Source organism: Enterobacter sp. FUJ80071 (assembly GCF_038739915.1).
Lineage (GTDB): Bacteria > Pseudomonadota > Gammaproteobacteria > Enterobacterales > Enterobacteriaceae > Enterobacter > Enterobacter kobei.
The window spans coordinates 2,635,570-2,656,258 of the sequence record NZ_JBBXKH010000001.1; the positions used below are offsets into that span (position 1 = coordinate 2,635,570).

At 53.5% G+C, this 20,689-nt stretch carries 21 protein-coding genes, 2 pseudogenes and 1 other annotated feature; of the genes and pseudogenes, 16 read left to right on the plus strand and 7 right to left on the minus strand.

The genetic code is table 11. The annotated features are described in order from the left end of the window. Window positions 1-72 precede the first annotated feature (72 nt). Window positions 73-167, plus strand: a sequence feature (Trp leader region). Between the two features lie 25 nt (window positions 168-192). The 7 genes and pseudogenes from AAER43_RS12860 (at window position 193) to AAER43_RS12890 (ending at window position 8,248) form a co-directional block, all read left to right on the plus strand. Continuing rightward, window positions 193-1,755 (plus strand): anthranilate synthase component 1, encoded by a 1,563-nt coding sequence (locus AAER43_RS12860; RefSeq protein WP_047344625.1) that lies wholly within the window; start codon window positions 193-195, stop codon window positions 1,753-1,755. Next, complete coding sequence (gene trpD / locus AAER43_RS12865) at window positions 1,755-3,350, plus strand: bifunctional anthranilate synthase glutamate amidotransferase component TrpG/anthranilate phosphoribosyltransferase TrpD (protein ID WP_050862659.1); 1,596 nt, start codon at window positions 1,755-1,757, stop codon at window positions 3,348-3,350. Before AAER43_RS12860 ends, trpD begins: the two co-directional genes overlap by 1 nt. A 3-nt stretch (window positions 3,351-3,353) precedes the next feature. Then, window positions 3,354-4,712, plus strand: coding sequence for a bifunctional indole-3-glycerol-phosphate synthase TrpC/phosphoribosylanthranilate isomerase TrpF (trpCF, locus tag AAER43_RS12870; RefSeq protein ID WP_014884099.1), 1,359 nt, complete (start codon window positions 3,354-3,356; stop codon window positions 4,710-4,712). A gap of 10 nt (window positions 4,713-4,722) precedes the next feature. Then, a complete protein-coding gene (gene trpB / locus AAER43_RS12875) occupies window positions 4,723-5,916 on the plus strand; it encodes a tryptophan synthase subunit beta (protein ID WP_014884100.1) in 1,194 nt (397 codons plus the stop codon). Then, complete coding sequence (trpA, locus tag AAER43_RS12880) at window positions 5,916-6,725, plus strand: tryptophan synthase subunit alpha (RefSeq protein WP_050862658.1); 810 nt, start codon at window positions 5,916-5,918, stop codon at window positions 6,723-6,725. The genes trpB and trpA overlap by 1 nt, the downstream gene beginning before the upstream one ends. A gap of 266 nt (window positions 6,726-6,991) precedes the next feature. Beyond that, window positions 6,992-7,412: pseudogene (locus tag AAER43_RS12885) on the plus strand (hypothetical protein). A gap of 107 nt (window positions 7,413-7,519) precedes the next feature. Then, complete coding sequence (locus tag AAER43_RS12890) at window positions 7,520-8,248, plus strand: mechanosensitive ion channel domain-containing protein (RefSeq protein ID WP_323189860.1); 729 nt, start codon at window positions 7,520-7,522, stop codon at window positions 8,246-8,248. A gap of 154 nt (window positions 8,249-8,402) precedes the next feature. Here AAER43_RS12890 and cspA read toward each other — a convergent pair whose 3' ends face one another. Beyond that, on the minus strand, window positions 8,403-8,615 hold the full coding sequence (gene cspA, locus AAER43_RS12895) for an RNA chaperone/antiterminator CspA (RefSeq protein WP_014884103.1): 213 nt from the start codon (window positions 8,613-8,615) through the stop codon (window positions 8,403-8,405). A 492-nt stretch (window positions 8,616-9,107) separates the two neighbouring features. Between cspA and AAER43_RS12900 the strand changes: the two genes are divergently transcribed. Then, a complete protein-coding gene (locus AAER43_RS12900; RefSeq protein ID WP_032629007.1) occupies window positions 9,108-9,713 on the plus strand; it encodes a hypothetical protein in 606 nt (201 codons plus the stop codon). A gap of 63 nt (window positions 9,714-9,776) precedes the next feature. Here the strand turns inward: AAER43_RS12900 and AAER43_RS12905 are convergent, their stop codons facing one another. Next, window positions 9,777-10,436 carry a DsbA family protein gene (locus tag AAER43_RS12905; protein ID WP_050862657.1) on the minus strand — a complete coding sequence of 220 codons (660 nt, stop codon included), beginning with the start codon at window positions 10,434-10,436 and terminating at the stop codon, window positions 9,777-9,779. A 129-nt stretch (window positions 10,437-10,565) separates the two neighbouring features. After that, complete coding sequence (locus AAER43_RS12910) at window positions 10,566-11,045, minus strand: MarR family transcriptional regulator (protein WP_014884107.1); 480 nt, start codon at window positions 11,043-11,045, stop codon at window positions 10,566-10,568. Between the two features lie 140 nt (window positions 11,046-11,185). Between AAER43_RS12910 and AAER43_RS12915 the strand changes: the two are divergent. Then, window positions 11,186-12,007, plus strand: a pseudogene (locus AAER43_RS12915) (alpha/beta hydrolase). A 76-nt stretch (window positions 12,008-12,083) separates the two neighbouring features. Further along, window positions 12,084-12,851, plus strand: a complete 768-nt coding sequence (locus tag AAER43_RS12920) for an alpha/beta hydrolase (protein WP_050862655.1) — start codon at window positions 12,084-12,086, stop codon at window positions 12,849-12,851. Window positions 12,852-13,107: 256 nt separating this feature from the next. Here the strand turns inward: AAER43_RS12920 and AAER43_RS12925 are convergent, their stop codons facing one another. Beyond that, window positions 13,108-14,127 (minus strand): NADP-dependent oxidoreductase, encoded by a 1,020-nt coding sequence (locus tag AAER43_RS12925; protein ID WP_050862654.1) that lies wholly within the window; start codon window positions 14,125-14,127, stop codon window positions 13,108-13,110. 99 nt (window positions 14,128-14,226) lie between these two features. Continuing rightward, the gene (locus AAER43_RS12930) at window positions 14,227-15,006 is read right to left on the minus strand and encodes an SDR family oxidoreductase (RefSeq protein WP_023330562.1); all 780 of its coding nucleotides are present in this window, start codon (window positions 15,004-15,006) and stop codon (window positions 14,227-14,229) included. 237 nt (window positions 15,007-15,243) lie between these two features. Between AAER43_RS12930 and AAER43_RS12935 the strand changes: the two genes are divergently transcribed. From AAER43_RS12935 to yedF, 3 genes are all read left to right on the plus strand, one after another. After that, window positions 15,244-15,792 carry a TetR/AcrR family transcriptional regulator gene (locus AAER43_RS12935; RefSeq protein ID WP_023330563.1) on the plus strand — a complete coding sequence of 183 codons (549 nt, stop codon included), beginning with the start codon at window positions 15,244-15,246 and terminating at the stop codon, window positions 15,790-15,792. Between the two features lie 177 nt (window positions 15,793-15,969). After that, window positions 15,970-17,181, plus strand: coding sequence for a selenium metabolism membrane protein YedE/FdhT (yedE, locus tag AAER43_RS12940; RefSeq protein ID WP_023338394.1), 1,212 nt, complete (start codon window positions 15,970-15,972; stop codon window positions 17,179-17,181). Then, complete coding sequence (gene yedF / locus AAER43_RS12945; protein WP_014884113.1) at window positions 17,178-17,411, plus strand: sulfurtransferase-like selenium metabolism protein YedF; 234 nt, start codon at window positions 17,178-17,180, stop codon at window positions 17,409-17,411. The genes yedE and yedF overlap by 4 nt, the downstream gene beginning before the upstream one ends. A 194-nt stretch (window positions 17,412-17,605) precedes the next feature. On the opposite strand, the gene AAER43_RS12950 is transcribed toward yedF, so the two are convergent. Then, window positions 17,606-17,776 carry a hypothetical protein gene (locus AAER43_RS12950; RefSeq protein ID WP_158008925.1) on the minus strand — a complete coding sequence of 57 codons (171 nt, stop codon included), beginning with the start codon at window positions 17,774-17,776 and terminating at the stop codon, window positions 17,606-17,608. Between the two features lie 146 nt (window positions 17,777-17,922). Further along, the gene (ompW, locus tag AAER43_RS12955; protein ID WP_014884115.1) at window positions 17,923-18,555 is read right to left on the minus strand and encodes an outer membrane protein OmpW; all 633 of its coding nucleotides are present in this window, start codon (window positions 18,553-18,555) and stop codon (window positions 17,923-17,925) included. 281 nt (window positions 18,556-18,836) lie between these two features. Between ompW and AAER43_RS12960 the strand changes: the two genes are divergently transcribed. The 3 genes from AAER43_RS12960 to AAER43_RS12970 are packed head-to-tail and all read left to right on the plus strand — an operon-like array spanning window position 18,837 to window position 20,608. Beyond that, entirely contained in the window at window positions 18,837-19,241 is a 405-nt protein-coding gene (locus AAER43_RS12960) for a YkgJ family cysteine cluster protein (RefSeq protein ID WP_014884116.1), read from the plus strand. Window positions 19,242-19,266: 25 nt separating this feature from the next. After that, entirely contained in the window at window positions 19,267-20,010 is a 744-nt protein-coding gene (locus AAER43_RS12965) for a YciC family protein (RefSeq protein ID WP_014884117.1), read from the plus strand. A 58-nt stretch (window positions 20,011-20,068) separates the two neighbouring features. Then, window positions 20,069-20,608, plus strand: a complete 540-nt coding sequence (locus tag AAER43_RS12970; RefSeq protein WP_014884118.1) for a septation protein A — start codon at window positions 20,069-20,071, stop codon at window positions 20,606-20,608. Window positions 20,609-20,689 lie beyond the last annotated feature (81 nt).

Consider the following 20,689-nt stretch of genomic DNA (forward strand, 5'->3'; position numbering starts at 1 on the left):
CACTGAACTAGTTAACTAGTACGCAAGTTCACGCGAGAAAGGTATCTGAAAATGACAGCACATTTCACTCTGCACGGTTGGTGGCGCACTTCCTGATTTTCGGGCAGTGTCACGCGTCTGCGAAATGCAAACAGATACCCAGCCCGCTACCCAGCGGGCTTTTTTTTGAACAGAATAAATGAGAACAACAACATGCAAACAGCCAAACCCCATCTCGACCTGCTGACCTGCGAGGCGGCCTATCGCCACAACCCGACCGCGCTGTTTCATCAGGTGTGCGGCGCACGTCCGGCAACGCTGCTGCTGGAGTCTGCAGATATCGACAGCAAGGACGATCTTAAAAGCCTGTTGCTGGTCGACAGCGCGTTGCGCATTACCGCGTTAGGTGACACTGTCACCATCAAGGCACTTTCTGACAATGGCGCATCGCTGCTGCCGCTGCTCGATGCTGCCCTGCCTGCGGGCATCGAGAATAAACGTCACCCGGACCAGCGAATTCTGCATTTTCCTCCGGTAAGCCAGCTGCTGGACGAAGATGCCCGCCTCTGCTCGCTGTCCGTTTTCGACGCTTTCCGCCTGCTGCAAAATCTGGTCACCGTGCCGGAAGATGAGCGTGAAGCGATGTTCTTCGGCGGGCTGTTTGCATATGACCTGGTCGCCGGGTTTGAAGATTTGCCGGAAACCGAGCAGGGTAACCGCTGTCCGGATTACTGCTTCTATCTGGCCGAGACCCTGCTGGTGATCGACCATCAGAAAAAATACACCCGCATCCAGGCCAGCCTGTTCACACCGTCCGCGGCTGAGAAAGAGCGCCTCGAAAATCGCATCGCTCAACTCCAGCAGCAAATGACGGAGGCGCCCCCTGCGCTGCCGGTACAGCGCGTCGAGCAGATGGCGTGTGAGGTTAACCAGACCGACGATCAGTACGGTGCCGTGGTTCGCCAGATGCAAAAAGCGATTCGCGCCGGGGAAATTTTCCAGGTGGTGCCTTCCCGTCGTTTCTCTCTGCCCTGCCCGTCGCCGCTGGCAGCGTACGATGTGCTGAAAAAGAGTAACCCGAGCCCTTACATGTTCTTTATGCAGGACAATGATTTCACTCTGTTTGGTGCGTCACCGGAAAGCTCACTGAAATACGACGCTACCAGCCGCCAGATTGAGATCTACCCAATTGCGGGCACCCGCCCTCGCGGCCGTCGTGCCGACGGTTCATTGGATCGCGATCTCGACAGCCGCATCGAACTGGAAATGCGTACTGACCACAAAGAGCTCTCCGAGCATCTGATGCTGGTTGACCTGGCGCGTAACGACCTTGCGCGTATTTGCACGCCGGGTAGCCGTTACGTGGCTGATCTGACCAAAGTCGACCGTTATTCCTTCGTCATGCATCTGGTCTCCCGCGTGGTGGGTGAACTGCGCAGCGACCTCGATGTGCTGCACGCCTACCGGGCCTGCATGAACATGGGCACCCTGAGCGGCGCGCCGAAAGTGCGTGCGATGCAGTTGATTGCCGCCGCCGAAGGTCGTCGTCGCGGCAGCTACGGCGGCGCGGTAGGTTACTTCACCGCCCACGGCGATCTCGATACCTGCATCGTGATCCGCTCTGCCTACGTTGAAGACGGAATTGCCACCGTCCAGGCCGGCGCCGGGATTGTTCTCGACTCTGTTCCGCAGTCTGAAGCTGACGAAACCCGCAGTAAGGCTCGCGCGGTATTGCGCGCCATTGCTACCGCACATCATGCACAGGAGATTTTCTGATGGCTGACATTCTGCTGCTCGATAATATCGACTCCTTTACCTATAACCTGGCAGATCAGCTGCGTGCGAATGGCCATAACGTCGTTATTTACCGCAACCACGTACCGGCGCAGACCCTGATTGACCGTCTGGCGACCATGCAAAACCCGGTGCTGATGCTCTCCCCGGGTCCGGGCGCGCCAAGTGAAGCAGGCTGTATGCCGGAGCTGCTGACCCGCATGCGCGGCAAGCTACCGATTATCGGCATCTGCCTCGGTCACCAGGCGATCGTTGAAGCCTACGGCGGCTATGTCGGCCAGGCGGGCGAGATCCTGCACGGTAAAGCCTCCAGCATTGAACATGACGGCCAGGCGATGTTTGCCGGGTTACCGAATCCACTTCCGGTTGCGCGCTATCACTCGCTGGTCGGGAGTAATATTCCAGCCGGGCTGACGATTAATGCCTCGTTTGAAGGGATGGTGATGGCGGTACGTCACGACGCGGATCGCATCTGCGGCATGCAGTTCCACCCGGAATCGATCCTGACGTCACACGGTGCCCGTCTGCTGGAGCAGACCCTCGACTGGGCGTTACAGAAGCTGGAGCAGACCAATACCCTGCAACCGATTCTGGAGAAACTGTACCAGGCGCAGACCCTTAGCCAGCAGGAGAGCCACCAGCTCTTCTCCGCCGTAGTGCGCGGCGAGCTGAAGCCTGAACAACTGGCCGCAGCGCTGGTGAGCATGAAAGTGCGCGGCGAAAGCCCGCAGGAGATCGCCGGTGCCGCCACGGCCCTGCTGGAAAATGCCGCCCCGTTCCCGCGCCCGGACTATCCGTTTGCCGATATCGTCGGTACCGGTGGCGACGGCAGCAACAGTATCAATATTTCGACTGCCAGCGCCTTTGTGGCGGCGGCATGCGGGATGAAGGTGGCGAAACACGGTAATCGCAGCGTTTCCAGTCGGTCTGGCTCCTCCGATCTGCTGGCCGCGTTCGGTATTAACCTCGACATGAATGCCGAACGTTCCCGAGAAGCGCTGGATGACCTGGGCGTCTGCTTCCTGTTCGCGCCGAAGTACCACACCGGTTTCCGCCATGCGATGCCGGTGCGCCAGCAGCTTAAAACCCGCACGCTCTTTAACGTGCTCGGTCCGCTGATTAACCCGGCCCATCCGCCGCTGGCATTGATTGGCGTATACAGCCCTGAGCTGGTCCTGCCGATTGCCGAGACGCTGCGCGTCCTGGGTTACCAGCGTGCCGCTGTGGTACACAGCGGCGGTATGGATGAAGTTTCTCTCCACGCACCGACGCTTGTGGCCGAGCTGAACAACGGCGAAGTGCTTAGCTATCAGCTCGAGGCGTCTGATTTCGGCTTAACACCCTATCATCAGGACGCGCTGGCGGGCGGCACGCCGGAAGAAAACCGTGACATTCTGACGCGCTTACTACAAGGTAAAGGTGAGGCCGCGCATGAGGCCGCCGTGGCAGCCAACGTCGCCATGCTGATGCGTTTGCACGGTGAGGAAGACCTGAAGGCTAACGCCCAAAAAGTTCTGGATGTACTGCGCTCCGGTGCAGCTTACGATCGCGTTACCGCACTTGCGGCAAGAGGGTAAAGAATGCAGACCGTTTTAGCGAAAATCGTTGCCGATAAGGCCATCTGGGTGGAAGCCCGCAAAGCAGAGCAGCCGCTTGCCAGTTTCCAGAATGATGTTGTTCCCAGCAGCCGTCGTTTCTATGACGCCCTGCAGGGCGCACGCACCGCCTTTATTCTGGAGTGCAAAAAGGCCTCTCCGTCAAAAGGCGTTATTCGTGACGATTTCGACCCGGCGCGTATCGCCGGTATTTATAAGCATCATGCGTCCGCCATCTCCGTGCTGACGGATGAGAAATATTTCCAGGGCAGCTTCGATTTTCTGCCCATCGTCAGCGGCATCGCGCCGCAGCCGATCCTGTGCAAAGACTTTATTATCGACCCGTATCAGATCTGGCTTGCGCGTTTTTACCAGGCTGACGCCTGCCTGCTGATGCTCTCGGTACTTGACGACGAGCAGTATCGCCAGCTGTCTGCCGTAGCGCACAGTCTGAACATGGGCGTGCTGACCGAAGTAAGTAATGAAGAAGAACTGGAGCGCGCCATCGCGCTGGAAGCCAAAGTGGTCGGCATTAACAACCGCGATCTTCGCGACCTGTCGATTGACCTGAACCGTACGCGCCAGCTTGCGCCGCGTCTGGGTTCTGGCGTCACGGTAATCAGCGAATCCGGCATTAACAGCTACGCTCAGGTGCGCGAGCTGAGCCACTTCGCCAACGGTTTCCTGATTGGTTCCGCCATGATGGAACATGACGACCTTAACGCCGCGGTGCGTCGCGTCCTGCTCGGTGAAAACAAAGTGTGTGGCTTAACTCGCGAACAGGATGCCCTGGCGGCGTATGACGCGGGGGCCATTTACGGCGGCCTGATCTTTGTTGACGCCTCGCCTCGTGCCGTCAGTGAGGAACAGGCGCGCAATGTGATCGCGGCAGCGCCGCTTAGCTATGTGGGCGTGTTCCGTAATGCGGATATCGCAGACGTCGTGGCAAAAGCCGAAACGTTATCCCTGAGTGCGGTGCAACTGCATGGCGATGAGGATCAAGCCTACATAGATAAGCTGCGTGCAGACCTCGCCCCTCAGGTGCAGATCTGGAAAGCGCAAAGCGTGGGTACCACCCTGCCCGCACGTAATCTGAATCATGTTGATAAATATGTGCTCGACAACGGCCAGGGCGGTACGGGTCAGCGTTTTGACTGGTCACTGCTAAATGGCGAAAAGCTGGACAACGTCCTGCTGGCGGGTGGATTAAGCCCGGATAACTGCGTGGAAGCCGCCAAAGCGGGCTGCGCAGGCCTCGATTTCAATTCAGGCGTAGAGTCACAACCGGGTATTAAAGATGCCAGCAAACTGGCCTCGGTTTTTAACACTCTGCGTGCATATTAAGGAAGAGAAGATGACGACATTACTTAACCCGTATTTTGGTGAGTTCGGCGGGATGTACGTCCCGCAAATCCTGATGCCCGCCCTGCGCCAGCTGGAAGAGGCGTTCGTCAGTGCGCAGAAAGATCCGGCATTTCAGGCGGAATTTACCGACCTGCTGAAAAACTATGCGGGCCGTCCGACAGCGCTGACGAAATGTCGCAACCTGACCGAAGGCACAAACACGACGTTGTATCTCAAGCGTGAGGATCTGCTGCACGGTGGCGCACATAAAACTAACCAGGTTCTCGGCCAGGCGCTGCTCGCGAAGCGTATGGGGAAAACCGAAATTATTGCTGAAACCGGTGCAGGCCAGCACGGCGTAGCCTCTGCGCTCGCCAGCGCCCTGCTGGGCCTGAAATGTCGCATTTACATGGGTGCGAAAGACGTTGAGCGTCAGTCTCCGAACGTGTTCCGTATGCGCCTGATGGGGGCGGAAGTGATCCCAGTGCACAGCGGCTCCGCGACGCTGAAAGATGCCTGTAACGAAGCGCTGCGCGACTGGTCTGGCAGCTACGAAACCGCGCACTACATGCTCGGTACCGCGGCGGGTCCGCACCCGTTCCCGACCATCGTGCGCGAATTCCAGCGCATGATCGGTGAAGAGACCAAAGCGCAGATCCTTGAAAAAGAAGGTCGTCTGCCGGATGCGGTGATCGCCTGCGTCGGCGGCGGGTCTAACGCCATCGGCATGTTTGCTGATTTCATCGACGACACCCGCGTGGGTTTGATTGGCGTCGAGCCTGCCGGTCACGGCATTGAATCGGGTGAACATGGCGCACCGTTGAAGCATGGCCGCGTGGGGATCTACTTCGGTATGAAATCGCCAATGATGCAAACCGAGGAAGGCCAGATTGAAGAGTCCTACTCTATCTCTGCGGGCCTGGATTTTCCGTCAGTTGGACCCCAGCATGCGTATCTGAACAGCACGGGTCGCGCGGATTATGTTTCTATTACCGATGACGAAGCGCTGGAAGCCTTCAAAACGCTGTGCCGCAGCGAAGGGATTATCCCGGCGCTGGAGTCTTCCCACGCCCTGGCGCACGCGCTGAAAATGATGAAAGAGAACCCGGAAAAAGAACAACTGCTGGTCGTTAACCTGTCCGGTCGCGGTGACAAAGACATCTTCACCGTTCACGATATTCTGAAAGCACGAGGGGAAATCTGATGGAACGCTACGATAATGCATTTGCCGAACTGAAATCCCGCCAGGAAGGCGCGTTCGTTCCCTTCGTTACGCTGGGCGACCCTGGCCCGGAGCAGTCGCTGAAGATTATCGACGCCCTGATTGAAGCGGGTGCCGACGCGCTGGAGTTGGGTATTCCGTTCTCTGACCCGCTGGCGGATGGCCCGACCATCCAGAACGCCACCCTGCGCGCGTTTGCCGCAGGCGTGACGCCCACTCAGTGCTTCGAGATGCTGGCGGCGATCCGCCAGAAGCATCCGACGATCCCGATTGGCCTGCTGATGTACGCCAACCTGGTGTTTAACCGTGGTATTGATGAGTTTTACGCCGAGTGCGCGCGCGTGGGTGTCGACTCCGTTCTGGTGGCAGACGTACCGGTAGAAGAGTCTGCGCCGTTCCGTCAGGCGGCGATGCGCCATAACGTGGCACCTATTTTCATCTGCCCGCCAAACGCCGATGATGAACTGCTGCGCCAGATTGCCTCCTATGGTCGCGGGTATACCTACCTGCTCTCCCGTGCGGGTGTAACCGGCGCGGAGAACAAAGCGGCGCTGCCTCTGCATCATCTGGTCGAAAAGCTGGCTGAGTACCATGCCGCGCCTCCACTGCAGGGCTTTGGGATTTCATCTCCCGACCAGGTCACCGCGGCGATTGACGCTAACGCAGCCGGTGCAATCTCAGGCTCCGCTATCGTTAAAATCATTGAGAAGAACGTGGACAAGCCAGAGCAAATGCTGACTGAGCTGAAAACCTTTGTCAGCGCAATGAAAGCGGCAACGCGCAAAGCGTAACCTCTCCACCGTCTGGCTTCGCCGCCAGACGGTGTTTCTTTAGCGCCGCCATTCTGGGCACTGCCACGCACATTCGCCTGCTTTTATCGCCTGGAACGAATTTGAAAATAAAGTTACTGACCGCAACAAAATAGCTCGGTGCGGCTTAGGATTCAGGTCGTGGACTTGCCTGTACCGGATATGCCATTATATGATTTGGTTAAATCTTTGTATTTATCTCCTGAATGAGGTAAATACAAAATGGCATACGATTCAGGCGATAAGCGGTGGTGTACTTGGATTATTTATTAACATTCATAGAAAGCAATCCGGCTCTGGCCATTGGATTTAATCTTATTCTGCTGGTCATCTCTGGTTTCTTTGCGCACCTGATGTGCAAATTCCTGCTCATAAAAATCGTTCGTAAGGTCTTCTTTTCCAGCCATAAACAGGATGTCCCGCTGGAAAAAGATCGTCGTATTGCCGAGAAGCTGTCGAATTTCATTCCGGTTATTATCGTTTATTACGTCCTGCAGTTTATGCCCAATATGCCGGCATCACTGGTGACGGCAATAAATACCATCTGTGGGATTTTATTCTTTATTTTTCTGTCGGTTTTCTTCAATGAGATGCTGGATATTGTCAACAGCTCTTATTTACGCAAGACGAAGCGTAAAAATCACTCTATCAAAGGCTATATTCAGATAGGGAAAATATTTATCCACATCATCGCTGCGATCATGATCCTTGCCGTCATGTCGAATAAATCCCCCGCGATCATTATTTCCAGCCTCGGGGCCGTAGCAGCCGTACTGATGTTAGTCTTTCAGCACACCCTGCTTTCGCTCGTGGCCAATATCCAGCTTTCGTCAAATGATGTCCTGCAGTTGGGGGACTGGATTGAAATGCCCGATAAGAACCTGAGTGGCGAAGTGACCGACATAGCGCTGCACACCATTACCATCCGTAACTGGGATAACACAATCTCGCGTATCCCGACCAAAAACTTCCTGACCGAAACGTATACCAACTGGCAGGCCATGTTTTCGTCAGGGGCGCGCCGGATTATGCGCAGCACCACTATCGATCAGCACTCCGTTAAATTCCTCACTCAGGAAACGCTGGCCCCGATGCTGGCCCTGCGCGGCACGAATGAACCGCTGGCAAAGCTCATCGACGGGCGTGATCCCATGGGCGTACCGGACAGTTGGTTTATGGATAATGGCCTGACAAATTTAACGCTTTTTCGGCACTACCTGATGGCATGGCTCGCCGATCGGCCTGATATTATCAAAGATATGTATATTGTCGTGCGAACGCTAAAGCCTACGCCGTCGGGTATTCCCCTGGAAATTTATTGTTTTACCTCATCCGTACTGTGGATGGAGTATGAAAATACCCAGTCAGCGATATTTGAATACATCACCGCTGTCGCCGGTCAATTCTCGCTCCGCTTATATCAGCATCCGGCTGGTCATGATTTCTGGCGTTTATCACAGGAATACAGCCTTCGGGACCGCATCCCGCCTCCGGGAGAAGGATAATTGTCTCTGAAAACAGGTCGGCAAAACAGAATAACAATTCTCCTGAAGTCATAAAAAAACCCGCACTCGGCGGGTTATTTGTTATCAGTGAAGCTTAACTGCTCAGACTCGCGTCTTCATCGCTATCGTAAGGGTCATTGATAACAGGCGCGACTTACAGCGGAGAAACATTACCCGCTGCCGGGCCTTTAGCGCCATTTTCAATGGTGAAGGACACTTTCTGGCCTTCATCAAGCGATTTGAAGCTGTCGCTCTGAATAGCAGAGAAATGTACGAATACATCTTTGCTGCCGTCGTCAGGCGTGATAAAGCCAAAACCTTTATCAGCGTTAAACCATTTTACTAAACCAGTCATTTTATTAGACATAGATAATTCCTTATTTTTTTGAGCCACTAAGCGCGGCGATGATGGCCTGTATTTAGAGAGTAACTTATTTGGCACTTAGGAGGAGGCTCACGAAGAAGAGTATCTATTGATAACACCTGAACTGAGGACTGCTTTACTAAACTGCTTTTATAAGGTCTGTATTTCAAACCGATGACGCTATTTAGGCACAGAAAAATTTTTTAAGCAAAGTTTTTATTTTTTATTATAACCGCTTAAACACCCGGACGGCTGAATGGCTATGAAAACTAAAGCAGCTGGGGCCATGTATTCGCATCCTGTGATAGCCAAAGCATATTGCCTCTTTAGTGACGGAGAGTTCCCTGAAAGGGGGGATCTTATCGGCACAGAGTGAACGCACCCTCGCTAAGTAGCTCAATATGCTTAAAATTCATGCCTATAGCGCACAAAGTGAAATAGATTTTCGTTCGAAGCCACTTATCATAGTGGTTTTGAATGAAAGTGGTGGTGTTAATGTCTGTGCTCAAAAGCTTTTTCTTCTTTCTTTTCGCGTCAGCAGCCTGCTCCTTGCCCGTACTTTGTCTGTGGGCGGATATCTCTTTATTTAATCTGGATATACCGGAGATATCGCTGACCGAAATTGTGCAGGAATCGGTTTTAGTGAGCATCGTATTTATTCACTTCCTGCTGGCGAAGAAATGGGAATTCATGCGCTATTGCAACATCCTGATCGGCGGCTTTTTCCTCTCCATGCTGATTCGCGAACTGGATGCATTTTTTGATCTTCTGGCTCATGGAAGTTGGGTGTGGTTTGCACTACTTTCCGCCATTTGCGCTTTGCTTTATCCTGTTATCCATTTCCGACTTACTCTTACGCAACTGACCCATTATACCCGTACCCCGTGGTACGGCATGATGCTCAGTGGTCTGCTGGCAGTCCTGGTTTTCTCCCGGCTGTTTGGAATGCACGAATTATGGTACGCGATACTCGATCAAAGCTACGTCAGGGTGGTCAAGAATGTCGTGGAGGAAGGCAGCGAATCATTCGGGTATATGCTCTGCCTTATCGCATCTGCAGGGTACTACTGCTCTTTCCGTTCCCTCTCCCGCCAGAAATGATTCGGGCATTCGAACAGGTGATAAACGAAGCTCCGGTGTGTAAAACCGGAAGCCTCGTTTTGGCTACGCAAGCTTTGCCAGCGCCTCGCCGATGCTTTTTGCTCCACCGTAGAGATCGTGGCCGCTGATAATGTGCTCAGTGCTGTCAACCGTAACCAACAGCAGCGGAACCCCGCTGAAACCTTTTTGATTCATAAGACGCTTTACGTCAGCGATCCTGTCGTCCGTCAGGCTGCGAAGCGCGTTATCGGCATCAAGCCGGCCGGCAAAGTCATTAGGGTTGAGGTCAACGTTATTTTCCCGAGCCCAGGCGAAGCCGATCTCTTCCACCACATCACTTTGCGCGGTATCACGCCCCAGTACATAGCGGGCATGTTGCAGTGCACGAAGCAGCCCTGCCTCTGCCGCCGGGCTGATTTCATGAAAAGCCGTAAGTGCCCGGTTCATAAACGTCGAATCAAAGCGTGCACCTGAGTTCAGGAGCTGGTGATAGCTCTCACTGAATGGCTGACCGGTCAGCGAAGCGATACGCCGATCGTTTGTCCACGCATATTCTGCCCATTGGGCGGTGATGTGCCGGGCACCCTCATCACAAAAAAGACCGCTGGGCATTAACGTGAGTTTTTCGATGTAATGTTGTGCCAGATAATTCAGGGCGGGCGAGCTGGCATAACACCAGCCGCAAAGTGGGTCAAAAAAATACTGTAGATTGTCAATGCGCATGTGGTATCCCCTGGGAATCATTAGCCCTCATCATAATGAGATTCCTCAATGCGAAAAACAGCCCTCCAGTAAATTCAGTGTTTCATAGAGCGTACGAATGGACAGTATGTCTCTGCCCGAATGACCCCATCAGGCCAGGTCATTGGCGTCCGGTTTCTGCGCACGGTGGATCTTGTCACGGATCTTATCGACTGATGCTTTGATGTCAGCAATGATGTCGGCGTCCATCCCCAGGGTATCCACAATACAGCGCGTGATAGTGCTGGTCTCGCTTTTCAGCGCCTCCCCCTTCTCCGTCAGGTGGATAAGCACTTCGCGCTCATCCTTCGGATTACGTGTCCGGGTGATCAACCCAGCAGTCTCCAGCCGCTTCAGTAAAGGGGTCAACGTGCTGGACTCAAGAAAAAGAATTCCACTCAGTTCCTTCACTGTTCGCCCATCCTGATTCCACAAGGTAACCATCACCAGATACTGGGGATAGGTCAGGCCAAGCTTATCAAGCATGGGACGATAGAGCTGAGTAAAAGCATGTCCCGCAGAGTAAAGAGAGAAACAGAGCATACCGTGCACATCTGGCAGGGAATCCTCGGAATTAGTGTGTTTAGTCATATGTCCTCCAGTCCCCTTAAAATAATTTGCATACGATTTAATTGCAAGCGATTGACAAAGGCAAAAAGGGCTGCCATATTCATTTGCACACAAACAAATCGCACACAAACAAATAATGCAACACATAACAGGAGTACAAAATGACAACTTTCATCACCAAAGACGGAACAGGCATTTTTTACAAAGACTGGGGTTCAGGTCAGCCTATCCTCTTCGCTCACGGATGGCCGTTATCGTCTGATGCCTGGGACCAGCAAATGCTGTTTTTCAGCCAGAATGGTTTCCGGGTCATCGCGCATGACCGTCGCAGCCATGGGCGTTCAGACCAGACTTTCCACGGCAACAATATGGATCAGTATGCGGACGATCTCGCTGAGCTGATTGAGTCGCTGGATCTGAAGGATCTGATTTTAGTGGGTCACTCCACAGGGGGCGGCGAAGTTGCACATTATATCGGCCGTCATGGTACCTCACGCGTGGCTAAAGTCGTTCTGGTCGGCGCAGTCCCTCCTCTTATGCTCCGGACGGATGCCAATCCAGACGGTACTTCGATTGAGGTGTTTGATGCTATCCGCGAAGGCACGGCCAAAAACCGCTCATAGTTTTACTTTGACCTGACAATTCCGTTCTATGGCTTTAACCGTGACCATGTCCCCATCAATGACGGGTTACGGGAAAACTTCCGCAGAATTGGCCTGCAGGGCGGCATTAAAGGGCAATATGACTGCATCCATGAGTTCTCTGAAGTCGATTACACACGCGACCTGCAGCAGATTGATCGCCCTACGCTGATTATTCATGGCGACGATGACCAGATTGTACCCATTAAGGCATCCGCACACCGCGCCGCTGAGATCGTTGCGAATGCGACGCTGACGATATATGCCGGCGGTTCACATGGACTGGCGGAGACAGAGGCCGATCGCTTTAACGCTGACGTACTGGCCTTTATTCGCGGCTAGCCAGGTGGCCTGTTTCAGACAGGCCACAATCCCCCCTACGCATACCCTTTAAACTGTATTGAAAAGAGGAATGATCATGTCCAAATTTGCTGCCTCCCTTGCCGTTGCCGCCGTTCTGCTGTCTGCCAGCGCAATCGCCGAAACCGCTAAGCCGACCGTTGTCCTGGTTCATGGTGCCTTTGCCGACTCTTCTAGCTGGAATGGCGTTACCCGGATCCTGCAAAAGGATGGATACAATGTCGTTGCTGCCGCGAATCCGCTGCGCAGTGTTTCGGGTGATGCGGCTTACGTCTCTTCTGTGGTGAACAACATTAAGGGGCCGGTTGTCCTTGTCGGGCATTCCTATGGTGGCCAGGTTATTACGAACGCGGCCCGTGATACAAACAATGTCAAATCGCTGGTTTATGTCGCCGCATTTGCTCCGGACGCGGGTGAAGCCGCGGCCGACCTGGCAGGGAAATTCCCTGGCGGCACGCTTGGCCAGGCGCTTGCCACACCGGTGAAGCTGGCTGATGGTAGCGTCGATCTCTCCATCGATCGGGCGAAGTTCCACCAGCAATTCGCGCATGACGTTTCAGCTGAAGAGGCGGCGCTGATGGCCGCAGGGCAAAGACCGATTACCGAAGCGGCTTTAACTGAAAAATCGGGTGCGCCAGCCTGGAAAAAAATGCCCTCTTACTTCATTTACGGTGACGGCGACAAGAATATCCCCGCCCAGGGTTTGCGATTCATGGCCGAACGCGCGGGATCAAAACACACCGTTGTGATTAAAGGCGCATCCCATGTCGTAATGGTTTCACATCCACAGGATGTCGCCACACTTATCGAGGAAGCGGCGAAGTAAACATCACTCTCCCGCCCCGAAAGCCACCCCTCGCCTGAGGGGTGGCCATATCCGTAATGCCCAGGTTTTAATCCCGCGAAGAGTACAACGTATATTGGGTTCATCCTTCCCCCGACTCACCAAAACGTAGCGAAATATCCACGCCTTCAGTGACAAGGTCCGGCAGCATAGGGGGCGGCAATGCGCAGGGTTCCACTCAGCGCATCACCATTATCTGTGGTCCGCCGCTGCAACGGCGCTCAAGTCTTCGTAGCTATCACCCATGAACTTTAACGACGACTTTCCCCTTTGCATGCCCGCGAGCCAGATAGGTGAAGGCGTCGCTCGTTTGGGCAAAGGGGTAAACCTTGTCGATTACGGGCTTGATGAGTTCAGCGTCCATGAGTTCACCGATTTGGCTGAGCTGGCTGCCATCAGGGCGAACAAAGAGAAACGAATAGGTCAAACCTCGCTTTTTTGACAGCCGCATGATTTTGCGGCTCATCAGCCCTAATACGAAACGCAGGAAAACATTAAGGTGTCGTTCCCGCGCGAAAGCAGCATCTAACGGCCCGATCAGGGAAATAATTTTCCCTCCCGGCTTAAGGATTTGCGTGGATTTCTCAATCGCGTCACCTCTGATAGTACCGAGGACAATATCGTAGCCGCTCAGCACTTTTTCGAATTCCTGCTTTCTATAGTCAACGACGTCATCTGCACCAAGGCGGCTCACCCAGTCAATGTTGGCTGCGCTGGTGGTCGTCCCAACCGTTGCACCAAAGTGTTTCGCCAGCTGAATAGCAAAACTGCCGATTCCACCGGATCCGGCAGGGATAAATACTTTCTGCCCCGCTCGCAGCATCGCGCGTTCTGTCAGCGCTTGCCAGGAGGTGAGACTGACCATAGGAAGTGACGCGGCCTGTACGAAATCCAGACTGGCGGGTTTTAACGCCGCAAAGCTTTCTGGCACCCGGACAAATTCGGCCAGCGACCCCGTTCCCCTGTCAAAAATACTGGCGAAAATCTCGTCGCCTGCCTTGAATCGCGTCACGCGACGTCCTGTGGCAACGACAACGCCGGACACATCACTGCCCAAGGTCGCGGGGAGACTGAAATGCAGAACGCGTTTGAACATGCCGGTCGGGATCATGTTATCGATTGGGTTCAGACCTACTGCATACACTTTGACCAGAATTTCATCATCACCGGGGGACGGAAAATCGACGTCATCGATCCCCAGTCCCGGGGATTTACCATAGCGTTTAAACGTAAACGCTTTCATCGTCTTCTTATTCATTTGTCTTTTACTCTGCCGGGTTTGCCTGTGGCATGTTTCTTAACAACGCTGTTGCTGAGTGAAAAAACGATACTCAGTCCTATGCCGAATCCCCCGTGACTACACTTTGTAGCGCTCTGCCACGTTAGCCTGGTTGATGTCCGCCAGCAGAGCCTGACGCGTCCTCTCCAGGTCATCCCAGTGGGCAGCGTGTTGTAAAGGAGGGATGGTGACGAGTTCGCGACGGTCAAAGCCCGCCAGGGCTGCGTCAACTAACTGATCCACTTCCATCATCTCGGGCGCCTTACTGATATCAATACCGGCACGTTCCCAGATTTCGGTGTAAGTGCCGGCCGGAAGTACCGCCTGGACGTAAACGCCTGCGGAGGACAGCTCAAGATGCAATCCCTGCGACAAGAAAAGCACGAAGGCTTTGGTTGCACCGTAAATCGACATGCCAAATTCCGGGGCAAGCCCAACGACTGAACTGATATTGACGATCGCACCTTCTCCGGCGTTGACAAACCTTGGTGCCGCGGCACTGGCAAGTCTCGTCAGCGCGGTGACATTCAGGGCGATAAGACGCTCAATTGCCTCGGACGTCTGGCCGATAAAATGGCCCGACTGTGCGATGCCGGCGTTATTGATCAGCACCCCTATTTTTTCGTCTTCACGAAGACGCGTTTCCACCGTCGCTAACTCCGCTGCCTGAGTGAGATCGGCAGGCAGGACATCTACAGAAACGCCCTTCTCCTGCCTCAGACGTTCGGCAAGTGCGTCTAATTTTGTTTTATCCCGGGCAACCAGAATCAGGTCATGTCCACGGCTTGCAAACCTTTCCGCATAAACAGCACCAATACCCGTCGATGCGCCTGTAATGAGAACTGAAGTTTTCGTCATGTGTGATCTTCTTTATCAAATGTTAAACAGAATCTGCACCATTCGATGCAGGTAAATCCGAGAGATATCCGGCTCTCTTTGCTGATCTCAGCCAGACTGACAGAGCGTGCCTTTCTCTGCGAAGCGCTGTCGGAGACACGAATTTAATGATGATGATCATAATCTATAAAGTCAACTGCTTTGATTATGATCATCATCAATGTATAATTGAGCCTTGTTTTATAGGGGGTGGGCAGCATGAAAGTGTCAAAAGAGCAGGTCCGGGAGAACCGGATGCGCATAGTTGAAACGGCATCCGAACTTTTTCGTGAACGCGGCTATGACGGCGTGGGCGTGGCGGAGCTGATGTCTGCTGCGGGTTTAACCCACGGCGGGTTTTATAAGCACTTTGGTTCGAAGGCCGACCTGATGTCAGAGGCCATGAATTGCGGGTTTGTGCATGCCGCGGAAAACCTGGCGGGTGTAGATCGAGACAAATTCATTGAATATTACCTCTCCCGGCAGCATCGCGATGATATGGCCGGAGGTTGCGTGATGTCTGCCCTGGGCACGGACACCGCACGCCAGTCCGAGTCCATCAAAGAGACATTTGCAGCCGGGGTTGAACGTCAGCTGGCAATGTTAAGCGACGAAAATGTCTCACGTGCTGACCTGATAAACACCTTTGCACATCTTGTCGGGGCTCTGGTGTTGTCCCGTGCCTGCCCGGATAATTCCGCGCTGGCTGACGAAATTCTGGATGTCTGCCGCTCTCGCATTCTGAGTAAGGCTCCGCGAAAGGAATGAATATTTTGCAGCCGGGGGTGCGATTGCCGGGAAATAACCGGAAGATTTAATGACGGAGGTCATAAAAAATGACGCTATCCCGGAGAGTAGGTTTGGAGAGGTTTTAGAGTAAGCCAAAAAGTTATATATTCCGGCCCGTTAAACCCAAATACACCTTCTGAGTTCAGAGGCTTACTCATGTCATGGCAATACTTCAAACAGACTTATTTAGTTAAGTTCTGGTCACCTGTTCCGGCCGTTATCGCGGCAGGCATTCTCTCTACTTATTATTTCGGCATTACCGGTACCTTTTGGGCCGTGACCGGCGAGTTTACCCGCTGGGGTGGTCAACTTCTGCAACTCGCTGGCGTGCATGCCGAAGAGTGGGGCTACTTTAAACTCATTCACCTGGACGGTACTCCGCTTACCCGCATCGACGGAATGATGATCATCGGAATGTTCGGCGGCTGTTTCGCGGCGGCGCTGTGGGCAAATAACGTCAAGTTGCGCATGCCCAAAAGCCGCATCCGCATTATGCAGGCGGTCGTCGGCGGGATTATTGCCGGGTTTGGTGCTCGCCTGGCGATGGGCTGTAACCTTGCCGCGTTCTTCACGGGTATTCCACAATTTTCACTGCATGCCTGGTTCTTTGCCGTCGCCACCGCGATTGGCTCTTACTTCGGTGCAAAATTCACCCTGCTGCCGCTGTTCCGTATTCCGGTAAAAATGACCAAAGTTAGCGCAGCGTCGCCGCTGACCCAGAAGCCGGACCAGGCGAAACGCCGTTTTCGCCTCGGTATGCTGGTCTTTTTTGCCATGATCGCGTGGGCAATCTGCACAGCGCTGAATCAACCGAAACTCGGCCTGGCGATGTTGTTTGGCGTAGGGTTTGGTCTGCTGATCGAACGCGCGCAGATCTGCTTTACCTCTGCGTTTCGCGATATGTGGATCACCGGACGAACCATGATGGCAAAAGCGATCATTGCCGGTATGGCGGTGAGCGCCATCGGCATTTTCAGCTATGTACAACTCGGTGTTGAACCGAAAATCATGTGGGCCGGTCCTAACGCGGTGATTGGTGGCCTGCTGTTTGGCTTCGGAATTGTGCTGGCAGGCGGGTGTGAAACCGGCTGGATGTATCGCGCCGTCGAAGGCCAGGTGCATTACTGGTGGGTCGGCCTTGGTAATGTCATTGGTTCAACCATTCTGGCGTACTACTGGGATGATGTCTCACCTGTACTCGCAACAAACTGGGATAAGGTCAATCTGTTGAGCACCTTCGGTCCGCTCGGCGGCCTGCTGGTAACCTATGCCTTGCTGCTGGTCGCTTTTTTACTGGTTGTCGCGCAGGAGAAACGCTTCTTCCGTCGCACCACCGCTAAACCTGAAACGCAGGAGAACGCTGCATGAAAGAGATCGTGCCTGACTATCGACTGGATATGATCGGCGAACCCTGCCCTTATCCGGCAGTGGCTACCCTTGAAGCGCTACCGCAGCTCAAAAAAGGGGAAATTCTGGAGGTGGTGAGCGACTGCCCGCAATCCATTAACAACATTCCGCTGGATGCTAAAAACCATGGCTACACGGTGCTGGATATTCAGCAGGACGGGCCAACAATCCGCTATTTGATTCAAAAATGAACGTTCAGGCCTCGTCAGAGGCCTTTATCGCATTGAATTATAAGACCTCTTGATCGAGGGCAAAGCCGCCGCATCTGACTTAAGTAAAATCTCATATCCATTTTGAAGGAGGTTTTCGCAGTTTGATGTATTTACGAGCTTTACTGGTTTTCGCCTTATTGATTCCCTTTCACGTGCTGCCCCTGAATTTCTCTTCAACCTTCCTGCGCCTTAACTGTCCGGAAAGAGGACTTGTCGAGGTTATTCTGCACGTTTACGACCATACGCAGGAACGGTGGCGCGGCCAGTTTGAAACCGGCGCAGGGCACAAGCGCGCGGGTGACACCGAAATGATCCCGTTTGCTAACGGTGATATTCTGTTCCATTCGGTGTCCAGCGACGCATTTAGCTATTTATATGATGGGGAAACGAAACTCAGGCACTGCGTAAAACTTGACGAGCGGCCGGTTTATCCGTCGTTTTGAAGGCTGCAAAAACAAACTGGCCACGTAGTGGCCAGTTTGAGGGGGGATTAGAAGCGATAACCTGCAGAGAACATAAACACCCACGGATCGAGGCGAGTATTGATACTTTGCTGCTCACCGCCCGCTTTAAAGCGTACGTCTGTATCAATGTCCATGTACCAGACTGAGGCGTTGATCAGCCAGTCACGGTTAATCAGGTAATCCAGACCCACCTGTCCCGCCATACCCCATGAATCTTTCAGGCTGAGGTCAGTCAGACCGGCCTCTTTACCGGTATCGTTAAATTTCTCATCGAAGAAGGTGGTGTAGTTCACACCGGCGCCAATATACGGACGTACCTTGCTGCTGGCATCGCCAAAGTACCATTGCGCCATCAGCGTTGGCGGTAAATGGTGTACGGTGGCGATATCACCGGTTGCCCCCAGACCGACGCGATGACGGAACGGCGTTGCCGCCAGAAGCTCGACACCAATGTTATCCGTCGCCATATAAGTGAACGTTAAGCCTAACTGGGTGTTATTACTGACGTTAAAACCGCCCATACCCAGCACGTTATCAGAGCCCTCAGTTGGGCGAACCGTGGCCGAACCGGCACGAATAAAGAATTCACCTGCTTCGTGCGCGTACGCGCCGCCAGAGAGACTGCTTAATACAAGGGCTGCCACCGCTAATTTTTTCATATCCGCTCCATCGTTGTGGTTTTAATCGCGGGTGAGAATATACTCACAAATGAGTAATAAGTGATCTGCCACAGATCACATTAAAACCAGTAAGTTAACATTCATTGATCTGGGTTAATTTTTTGTGGCGCTTTGAAAGGCAGTAAGTTGTTTCCATGTCAATTTTTGGCATTTCACAGTTACAAAATTTTCTCTTTTCCCCCTCTTGCTCTTCCTCAGGCGGCTGGCTAATTTATCGCTCTCACAAATTGATTTGATGCGTTCTTTTTTGCAGGTGTGCCATGAGTGAAGTTAACCCGTGCATGACGTGCGGAGCCTGTTGTGCGTATTTTCGAGTCTCTTTCTACTGGGCCGAGGCCAGCGATGGCGGCGGTACCGTTCCGGTTCATCTCACTGAGCCGTTGACCCCTTTTCTGCGCTGTATGCGCGGCACGAACCAAAAACAAGCCCGCTGCGTCGCGCTACAGGGTGAACCCGGGGTCTCAACCCGGTGTTCCATCTATGAGGATCGCCCTAGCCCCTGCCGGGAATTTGCTATGTCGGGGGAAGACGGGCAGGTCAACGACGCCTGTAATCGCGCCCGCGCACGGGTCGGATTACCGCCGCTTTACAAAGATATGCTTTTCCATACAAGCCTTGATGCTGCCACAGCAGGTGCATCCGGTGTACAATTGCCGGCTAATTAACACCTGCAATACTCAAGGAGAGTGCATGTCTATCACGGCGAAGTCTGTCTACCGTGACACGGGAAACTTTTTCCGCAATCAGTTCATAACTTTTTTACTGATCGCGTTGCTTTGCGCCTTTATCACTGTGGTGCTGGGCCATGCCTTCTCACCGAGTGATGAACAGATTGCCAGCCTGAGCCAGGGTGACAATCTGGCAGGAAGCGTCGGGTTGTTTGAACTGGTGCAAAACATGACGCCAGAGCAGCAGCAAATCCTGCTGCGGGCTTCAGCCGCATCGACGTTCTCTGGTCTCATTGGTAATGCGATTCTGGCGGGCGGCGTTCTCCTGATGATTCAGCTGGTGTCAGCGGGCCATCGGGTCAGTGCCTTACGCGCGATTGGCGCCAGTGCCCCCGTTTTGCCTAAGCTGTTTATCCTGATCTTCTTAACCACCCTGCTGGTGCAGATGGGGATTATGCTGGTCGTGGTGCCGGGAGTGTTGCTGGCTATCGTGCTCTCTTTTGCCCCGATCATGATCGTGCAGGACAAAATGGGGATTTTTACCGCAATGCGCAGCAGCATCAGGCTCGCATGGGCGAATATGCGTCTGGTGGCCCCTGCCGTGATCGGCTGGCTGCTGGCGAAAACGCTTCTGCTCCTGTTTGCACCGAATTTTGCGGTTTTAACGCCTAATGTTGGCGCGGTAGTCGCGAATACGCTGAGCAACCTGATTTCAGCGGTACTGCTGGTCTATCTGTTCCGCCTGTATATGTTAATTCGTCAGTAATCCTGATGCCGGGAGCATGACCCGCTTCCCGGCTCAACAGAGAAGATGGAATCACAGAATGAAGCAGTTTCTTGATTTTTTACCGCTCGTGGTCTTTTTCGCGTTTTATAAGCTGTATGATATCTATGCTGCGACCACTGCGCTGATTATCGCGACCGCGGTTGTGCTGATCTACAGCTGGGTACGTTACCGTAAAGTCGAAAAAATGGCGCTGGTCACGTTCGTGCTGGTCGCTGTTTTCGGCGGGCTGACCCTGTTCTTCCACAATGATGAATTCATCAAGTGGAAAGTCACGGTGATATACGCGCTGTTTGCAGGCGCATTGTTAATCAGCCAGTGGGTTATGAAAAAACCGCTTATCCAGCGCATGCTGGGTAAAGAGCTGACGCTGCCGCAGCAGGTCTGGTCCCGACTGAATATTGCCTGGGCGGTGTTCTTTATTCTTTGCGGTCTTGCCAATATCTACATTGCCTTCTGGTTGCCGCAAAACATTTGGGTCAACTTTAAGGTCTTCGGCCTGACCGCCCTGACGCTGATTTTCACCCTGCTCAGCGGCGTTTACATCTATCGCCATATGCCGCAGGACGATAAGCACTAACTGCTGGTTGACCAGAACGTGTTCGACAGGCGTTCTGGTCTATTCTCTCCGCTGTGAAATCATAGTAGCATCCCGCCTGAA

What these genes read in the sequence shown, in the direction of transcription:
- AAER43_RS12860 (WP_047344625.1), top strand. Translation starts at nt 193, where the DNA reads ATGCAAACAGCCAAACCCCATCTCGACCTGCTGACCTGCGAGGCGGCC.
- trpD (WP_050862659.1), top strand. Translation starts at nt 1,755, where the DNA reads ATGGCTGACATTCTGCTGCTCGATAATATCGACTCCTTTACCTATAAC.
- trpCF (WP_014884099.1), top strand. Translation starts at nt 3,354, where the DNA reads ATGCAGACCGTTTTAGCGAAAATCGTTGCCGATAAGGCCATCTGGGTG.
- trpB (WP_014884100.1), top strand. Translation starts at nt 4,723, where the DNA reads ATGACGACATTACTTAACCCGTATTTTGGTGAGTTCGGCGGGATGTAC.
- trpA (WP_050862658.1), top strand. Translation starts at nt 5,916, where the DNA reads ATGGAACGCTACGATAATGCATTTGCCGAACTGAAATCCCGCCAGGAA.
- AAER43_RS12890 (WP_323189860.1), top strand. Translation starts at nt 7,520, where the DNA reads ATGTTAGTCTTTCAGCACACCCTGCTTTCGCTCGTGGCCAATATCCAG.
- cspA (WP_014884103.1), bottom strand. Translation starts at nt 8,615, where the DNA reads ATGTCTAATAAAATGACTGGTTTAGTAAAATGGTTTAACGCTGATAAA.
- AAER43_RS12900 (WP_032629007.1), top strand. Translation starts at nt 9,108, where the DNA reads ATGTCTGTGCTCAAAAGCTTTTTCTTCTTTCTTTTCGCGTCAGCAGCC.
- AAER43_RS12905 (WP_050862657.1), bottom strand. Translation starts at nt 10,436, where the DNA reads ATGCGCATTGACAATCTACAGTATTTTTTTGACCCACTTTGCGGCTGG.
- AAER43_RS12910 (WP_014884107.1), bottom strand. Translation starts at nt 11,045, where the DNA reads ATGACTAAACACACTAATTCCGAGGATTCCCTGCCAGATGTGCACGGT.
- AAER43_RS12920 (WP_050862655.1), top strand. Translation starts at nt 12,084, where the DNA reads ATGTCCAAATTTGCTGCCTCCCTTGCCGTTGCCGCCGTTCTGCTGTCT.
- AAER43_RS12925 (WP_050862654.1), bottom strand. Translation starts at nt 14,127, where the DNA reads ATGAATAAGAAGACGATGAAAGCGTTTACGTTTAAACGCTATGGTAAA.
- AAER43_RS12930 (WP_023330562.1), bottom strand. Translation starts at nt 15,006, where the DNA reads ATGACGAAAACTTCAGTTCTCATTACAGGCGCATCGACGGGTATTGGT.
- AAER43_RS12935 (WP_023330563.1), top strand. Translation starts at nt 15,244, where the DNA reads ATGAAAGTGTCAAAAGAGCAGGTCCGGGAGAACCGGATGCGCATAGTT.
- yedE (WP_023338394.1), top strand. Translation starts at nt 15,970, where the DNA reads ATGTCATGGCAATACTTCAAACAGACTTATTTAGTTAAGTTCTGGTCA.
- yedF (WP_014884113.1), top strand. Translation starts at nt 17,178, where the DNA reads ATGAAAGAGATCGTGCCTGACTATCGACTGGATATGATCGGCGAACCC.
- AAER43_RS12950 (WP_158008925.1), bottom strand. Translation starts at nt 17,776, where the DNA reads ATGGAACAGAATATCACCGTTAGCAAACGGGATCATTTCGGTGTCACC.
- ompW (WP_014884115.1), bottom strand. Translation starts at nt 18,555, where the DNA reads ATGAAAAAATTAGCGGTGGCAGCCCTTGTATTAAGCAGTCTCTCTGGC.
- AAER43_RS12960 (WP_014884116.1), top strand. Translation starts at nt 18,837, where the DNA reads ATGAGTGAAGTTAACCCGTGCATGACGTGCGGAGCCTGTTGTGCGTAT.
- AAER43_RS12965 (WP_014884117.1), top strand. Translation starts at nt 19,267, where the DNA reads ATGTCTATCACGGCGAAGTCTGTCTACCGTGACACGGGAAACTTTTTC.
- AAER43_RS12970 (WP_014884118.1), top strand. Translation starts at nt 20,069, where the DNA reads ATGAAGCAGTTTCTTGATTTTTTACCGCTCGTGGTCTTTTTCGCGTTT.